6 protein-coding genes and 1 pseudogene are annotated in these 6,094 nt (G+C 73.8%); 5 read left to right on the forward strand and 2 right to left on the reverse strand.

Annotation, left to right across the window (positions count from 1 at the left end; all coding sequences use genetic code 11):
- Both AC0CYZ_RS14890 and AC0CYZ_RS14895 read right to left on the reverse strand, forming a co-directional pair.
- Positions 1-609, reverse strand: a 609-nt coding sequence (locus AC0CYZ_RS14890) for an alpha/beta fold hydrolase (protein WP_472216632.1), incomplete at its 3' end; no start/stop codon positions are given.
- On the reverse strand, positions 606-1,052 hold the full coding sequence (locus tag AC0CYZ_RS14895; RefSeq protein ID WP_472216634.1) for a YybH family protein: 447 nt from the start codon (positions 1,050-1,052) through the stop codon (positions 606-608). The genes AC0CYZ_RS14895 and AC0CYZ_RS14890, both read right to left, overlap by 4 nt.
- A gap of 198 nt (positions 1,053-1,250) precedes the next feature.
- Here AC0CYZ_RS14895 and AC0CYZ_RS14900 point away from each other — a divergent pair, with 198 nt between their 5' ends.
- The 5 genes and pseudogenes from AC0CYZ_RS14900 to AC0CYZ_RS14920 all read left to right on the forward strand — a co-directional run.
- The gene (locus AC0CYZ_RS14900; protein WP_472216636.1) at positions 1,251-2,213 is read left to right on the forward strand and encodes a bifunctional riboflavin kinase/FAD synthetase; all 963 of its coding nucleotides are present in this window, start codon (positions 1,251-1,253) and stop codon (positions 2,211-2,213) included.
- Between the two features lie 10 nt (positions 2,214-2,223).
- A complete protein-coding gene (locus AC0CYZ_RS14905; RefSeq protein ID WP_472216638.1) occupies positions 2,224-2,772 on the forward strand; it encodes a 2'-5' RNA ligase family protein in 549 nt (182 codons plus the stop codon).
- Between the two features lie 161 nt (positions 2,773-2,933).
- A complete protein-coding gene (gene rpsO / locus AC0CYZ_RS14910; RefSeq protein WP_472216640.1) occupies positions 2,934-3,203 on the forward strand; it encodes a 30S ribosomal protein S15 in 270 nt (89 codons plus the stop codon).
- 238 nt (positions 3,204-3,441) lie between these two features.
- A complete protein-coding gene (locus tag AC0CYZ_RS14915; RefSeq protein WP_472216642.1) occupies positions 3,442-5,787 on the forward strand; it encodes a polyribonucleotide nucleotidyltransferase in 2,346 nt (781 codons plus the stop codon).
- 176 nt (positions 5,788-5,963) lie between these two features.
- Positions 5,964-6,094: pseudogene (locus tag AC0CYZ_RS14920) on the forward strand (insulinase family protein); the annotation flags it as partial.

Consider the following 6,094-nt stretch of genomic DNA (forward strand, 5'->3'; position numbering starts at 1 on the left):
CTCGGCGCCGAGGGGCATGCGGTCGAGCTCGCGTCCCTCGCGGGTCCAGGTGTGGGCGTTGGCCACCCGCTCGGCCCACCTCGGTCCCTGCGCCATCGCGTCGATGGCGGGCTCCGGCAGCCCGACCAGTTGTCGCAGCCCCGTCCGGACGGCTGCCGCCGGGTCGCCGGCGGCGAGGTGGGCGTCCATCTCGTCGAGCACCTCGGTGTTCGTCTGGCGCCCGGCGATCGGCCACGGCGGCTCGTAGACCACCAGGGCCGGCGCCGGCAGCCCACCCGCCGCCGCACCGAGCAGACACACCGCGCCCGAGGAGTTCGCGGCGAGGACCGCCTCACCCTCGAACGCGCGGGCCACCGCCGCGAGGTCCTCGTGCTCGCGCTCGAAGGAGTAGGGCCCGGCATCTCCCGAGTCGCCCTTGCCGCGCCGATCCATCAACCAGACCGAGAACTCCCCGGCGAGGTCGCGGGCGACCTCGGCCCACAGCGCCCGGCCACTGGCACCGCCCGGGACGGTGACCATCGTGCGCGGCCCGTCGGTGACCTGTTCCAGGGCGATGGCGGTGCCGTCGGCGGAGGTGACGTAGCGCAGGGCAGCCCGATCGGTGCTCATCGGGGCGCCGCGACGTCGACCAGGACGTCCTCCGGAGCGAGCAGGTCGTCGGCGTTGTGGTCGGCGTGACGATGGATCACACGCCAGCGTCCGCCCTCCCGACGGAACAGGTGGGTGACCCGGAGCGCGATGTCGCCCGCCTCGTCGTGACCGACCACGGTGGCCCGTCCGCGTTCGATGCCCACCGCGTAGCCCAGGTCCCCGGTGCTGCCCACGGCGAGCGGCTCGTAGGTCACCGAGCCCGCCCGGAACCGCGCGGACGCCCACTCGAGTCGGGGGGCGACCTCGGCCCATCCCCGTCGGCTGCGCCCGTAGCCACCGAAGATCGTGACGTCGTCCGCGTGGGACCACAGGGCCTTGAAGGGCTCGGGGTCGCCGGTCAGGAAGGTCGAGCTCGCCGCCGCGACCTCCTCGATGGCCTCGAGCAGGGTGTCGTCGACCACGGTCCGCTCCTGTCGTGGTGGTCCGGCTGGGTCTCGGTCTCGTGCGCACGGTGCGCCGGACATCCGGGGAAATCGACCGCCGGACGGGCGCCGCGCCGGGCCGGCCGGGTGATCCGGACCCGTCCTCCGGAGCCGACGCCGCCCCGGCCGTAGGCTGAGCGCCGTACGACGTCGAGTCGCCCCCGGAGGCCGGAAGCAGTGCAACGCTGGCGCGGTCGTGACGGCGTCCCCCCGGGCTGGGGCCGCTGCGTGGTCACCATCGGCGTGTTCGACGGCGTGCACCGCGGCCACCAGCAGCTCATCGCGCGCGCCACGCAGCGGGCCCGCGAGCTCGGTGACCTGCCGACGGTGCTCATCACGTTCGACCCGCACCCCAGCGAGGTCCTGCGCCCGGGGTCGCACCCGGCGCAGCTCACCACGCTGACCCGGCGTGCCGAGCTGGTCGCCGAGCTCGGCGTCGACGCCTTCTGGGTGCTGCCCTTCACCCACGAGTTCGCGCACGTCGCCCCGGCCGAGTTCGTCCACGAGCTGCTGGTCGACCGGCTGCACGCCTCGGCGGTCGTCGTCGGGCGCAACTTCACCTACGGCTACAAGGCGGCCGGTGACGTCACCGAGATGCAGCGGCTGGGGCAGCGGTTCGGGTTCGAGGCGATCGGGCTCGACCTCGTCGCCGACGGCGACCGGGGCCGCACCGTGACGTTCTCGTCCACCTACATCCGCAGCTCCATCGCGGCCGGCGACGTCGAGGCGGCGGCCGACGCGCTCGGCCGGCCCCACCGCGTCGAGGGCGTCGTCGTCCGGGGCGACCAGCGGGGCCGCGAGCTCGGCTACCCGACGGCGAACGTGGCGGCCACCGAGCACGCGGCGATCCCCGCCGACGGGGTCTACGCCGGGTGGTTCGTGCGCCCGGGGCGCGACGGCGGCGAGGAACGCCTCCCGACCGCGGTCTCGGTGGGCAGCAACCCCACCTTCTCCGGCCAGGTCCGCACGGTCGAGGCGTTCGTCCTCGACCACACCGAGGACTTCTACGGCCAGCGCGTGGGCGTGGACTTCGTCGGGAAGGTGCGCGGGATGGCCCGCTTCGACTCGATCGAGGAGCTCATCACCGCGATGGACGGCGACGTCGCGACCACGCGCGGACTGCTCGGCCTGTCCGGCTGAGACCCGCGGGGTGCGCCTGTTCGTCGCGGTCGTGCCCGACGCGGCGGTGGACCGCGCCGTCGACGCCGCGCTCGAGGTCGCGCTGCGGCGGGCTCCCGACGCCGGGCGCTGGCGCCCGGTCGCGTCGTCGCGTCGGCACGTGACCCTGCGCTTCCACGCCGACGCGGACCCGGCCGAGGTGTCCACGGACCTGCGGACGGCCCTGGCCGGGCGGGGCGCGCCGACCCTGCGCTGCGCGGGCGCCGGGGTGTTCGGCACCGCGCTGTGGCTCGGCGTCCACGCCGACGACCCCGCGGGCTGGGCCGGCCTCGTCGCCGCGACCGGGGCCGACCCCGAGGCCCACGTCGCCCACCTCACCGTCGCCCGGGCCCGCGGCGCCGTCCCCGCGGTCCCGCCCGGTCTCGCCGGGCACCGGGGACCGGCGTGGACCGCGGGCGAGGTCGTGCTCGTCGCGAGCGGGGTGCCCTACCGCGTCGTGGACCGGTTCCCGCTGGTGGGCGGGGGTGCCCGACCGGGTGGGGAGACGGGCGGCGACGGGCCCGTCGGACCCCACGGGTAGACTCGGAGGTGATCCGGCTGCGGTCCGTGGCGGCCGGACGCGCGGGACGGGGCGCCGATCGGCGCTCCCGCTCACCGACGCACCAGCACACGGCACCGGCCGGGCGGCCCACGCCGCCCGGACGGGCAGGACCTCCGACACACCGAGGAGCAGTAACCGACGTGGCACTGACCACCGAGCAGAAGAGCGCGATCCTCGCCGACTACGGCGTGCACACCACCGACACGGGCTCGCCCGAGGCGCAGGTGGCGCTGCTGACGCAGCGGATCATCCAGCTCACCGAGCACCTGAAGATGCACAAGCACGACCACCACTCGCGGCGCGGACTGCTGCTGCTGGTGGGTCGTCGCCGCCGGCTGCTGAAGTACGTGGCCTCGGTGGACGTCTCGCGCTACCGGTCGCTCATCGAGCGTCTGGGTCTGCGCCGCTGATCCCCGGGCCGCCCACGTCGAGTGACGCGGGCGGCCCGATCTCGTCCGACACAACGACACACGAGCCCCGCCACCGCACCAGTCGGCGGCGACCGGTCCGACCCGGTCCTCGGTAGTGGCCCCCGGACCCCGTCCGAGGGCTTCGATCGAAGACCGGTCACGCCGGTGAGTCCGACGGCGGCCCCCGACGCGAGGGGGCGCGTGGCGGCGGGGCCTCCCTCAGGAGGAAACCCCACCCATGGCGAATTCCGCCTCACCGGCCGCCGTCGACACCGAGACCGGTGTCCACGAGACCACCGCCGTCCTCGACAACGGGGCCCACGGCAGCCGCACCATCCGCTTCGAGACCGGCCGCCTGGCCCGCCAGGCCGCCGGCGCCGTCGTCGCCTACCTCGACGACGAGACGATGCTGCTCTCGGCGACCACCGCCTCGAAGCGGCCGAAGGACAACTTCGACTTCTTCCCGCTCACCGTCGACGTCGAGGAGCGGATGTACGCGGCCGGGCGCATCCCCGGCTCGTTCTTCCGCCGCGAGGGCCGCCCCTCGACCGACGCGATCCTGACCTGCCGTCTCATCGACCGGCCGCTGCGCCCGACCTTCGTGTCGAACCTGCGCAACGAGGTCCAGGTCGTCGTGACGATCCAGAGCCTCAACCCGCAGGACCCGTACGACGTGCTGGCGATCAACGCGGCGTCGGCGTCCACCCAGATCTCGGGCCTGCCCTTCGACGGGCCGGTCGGCGCGACGCGCATGGCCCTCATCGGCGAGCAGTGGGTCGCGTTCCCGACCTGGAAGCAGCTCGAGGACGCCGTGTTCGACATGGTGATCGCGGGCTCGATCACCGCGGACGGCTCCGACGTCGCGATCTCCATGGTCGAGGCCGAGGCCACCGACCACGCGCTCACGCTCATCGCGGGCGGTGCCCCGGCGCCCACCGAGGACGTCGTGGCCGCCGGCATGGAGGCTGCGAAGCCGTACCTGCGCACGCTGTGCGAGGCGCAGAAGAACCTGTACGACTCGGTCGACGTTGCGACGAAGGACTACCCGACCTTCCCGCCGTACCAGGACGACGTGCTCTCCGCCGTCACCTCCGCGGCCGGCGACGAGCTCGCCCGCACGCTCACCATCGCGGGCAAGCACGAGCGCGACGAGGCCCAGGACGCCCTCAAGGAGCGCCTGGTCACCGAGCTCGGGCCGAAGTTCGAGGGCCGCGAGAAGGAGATCGGCGAGGCCTTCCGCTCGCTGACCAAGTCCACGGTCCGCAAGAAGATCCTGACCGACGGCTTCCGCATCGACGGCCGCGGCGTCACCGACATCCGGCCGCTGGCCGCCGAGGTCGAGGTCATCCCGCGGGCGCACGGCTCGGCGCTGTTCGAGCGCGGCGAGACCCAGATCCTGGGCGTCACCACGCTGAACATGCTCCGGCTCGAGCAGAACATCGACTCGCTCGGCCCGGAGACCACCAAGCGCTACATGCACCACTACAACTTCCCGCCGTTCTCCACTGGCGAGACCGGGCGCGTCGGCTCGCCGAAGCGCCGCGAGATCGGCCACGGCGCCCTGGCCGAGCGCGCGCTCGTGCCGGTGCTGCCCACCCGCGAGGAGTTCCCCTACGCGATCCGGCAGGTCTCGGAGGCGCTGAGCTCCAACGGCTCGACGTCGATGGGCTCGGTCTGCGCCTCGACGATGTCGCTGCTCAACGCCGGTGTGCCGCTCAAGGCGCCGGTGGCGGGCATCGCCATGGGTCTGGTCTCCGGCGAGGTCGACGGCAAGGAGACCTTCGTCGCGCTGACCGACATCCTCGGCGCCGAGGACGCGTTCGGGGACATGGACTTCAAGGTCGCCGGCACCAAGGACTTCGTCACTGCGCTGCAGCTGGACACCAAGCTCGACGGCATCCCGTCCGAGGTGCTCGGCAAGGCGCTGACGCAGGCCCGCGGCGCCCGCCTGGCGATCCTCGACGTGATGTCCGAGGCCATCGACGCGCCCGACGAGATGAGCGACTACGCGCCGCGCATCACGACGGTGAAGGTGCCGACCGACAAGATCGGCGAGGTCATCGGCCCGAAGGGCAAGATGATCAACTCGATCACCGAGCAGACCGGCGCCGACATCTCGATCGAGGACGACGGCACGATCTACGTCGGTGCGGCGGACGGGCCGAGCGCCCAGGCCGCGGTCGACATGATCAACGCCATCGCCAACCCGCAGATGCCGAAGATCGGCGAGCGCTACCTGGGCACCGTGGTCAAGACCGCGGCGTTCGGCGCCTTCGTCTCGCTGGTGCCCGGCCGCGACGGCCTGGTCCACATCTCGAAGCTCGGCGGCGGGAAGCGGATCGGCAAGGTCGAGGACGTCGTGAACGTCGGCGACAAGATCCGCGTCGAGATCACCGACATCGACAACCGCGGCAAGATCAGCCTCGTGCCGGTCAAGGAGGAGGACGCCGCGGAGGCGACCCCCGCCGACGGTCCGACCGAGGACGCCCCCGAGGGCACCGGCGCCGAGGGCGCCGGGGTCCCGCCGGCCGAGCCCGCCACCTCCGGCGCCGTCACCGGCGCCATCGGCGGACCGCGCTCCTGAGCGGAGACACGCGGCGCCGTACGCCGGCGGCGCACGCGACAGCGGAGCGTGCGGCGCCGGAACGGCCTGCCGGCCAGACACAGCACCCGCGGCGCCGCACGCCGGCCGCGCACGCGACGGAGGAGCGTGTGGCGCCGGAACGGCTTGCCGCGGAGACACAGCACCCGGCCCCCGGCGTGGCACGCACCGTGCTGCCCGGGGGCCTGCGGGTCGTCACCGAGCACGTCGCCGGGGCCCGGTCGGCCTCGGTCGGGCTCTGGGTCGACGTCGGGTCGCGGGACGAGCCGGGCTTCGACCCGGCCTCGCG

The sequence above is a fragment of the Actinomycetospora sp. genome (assembly GCF_055612215.1).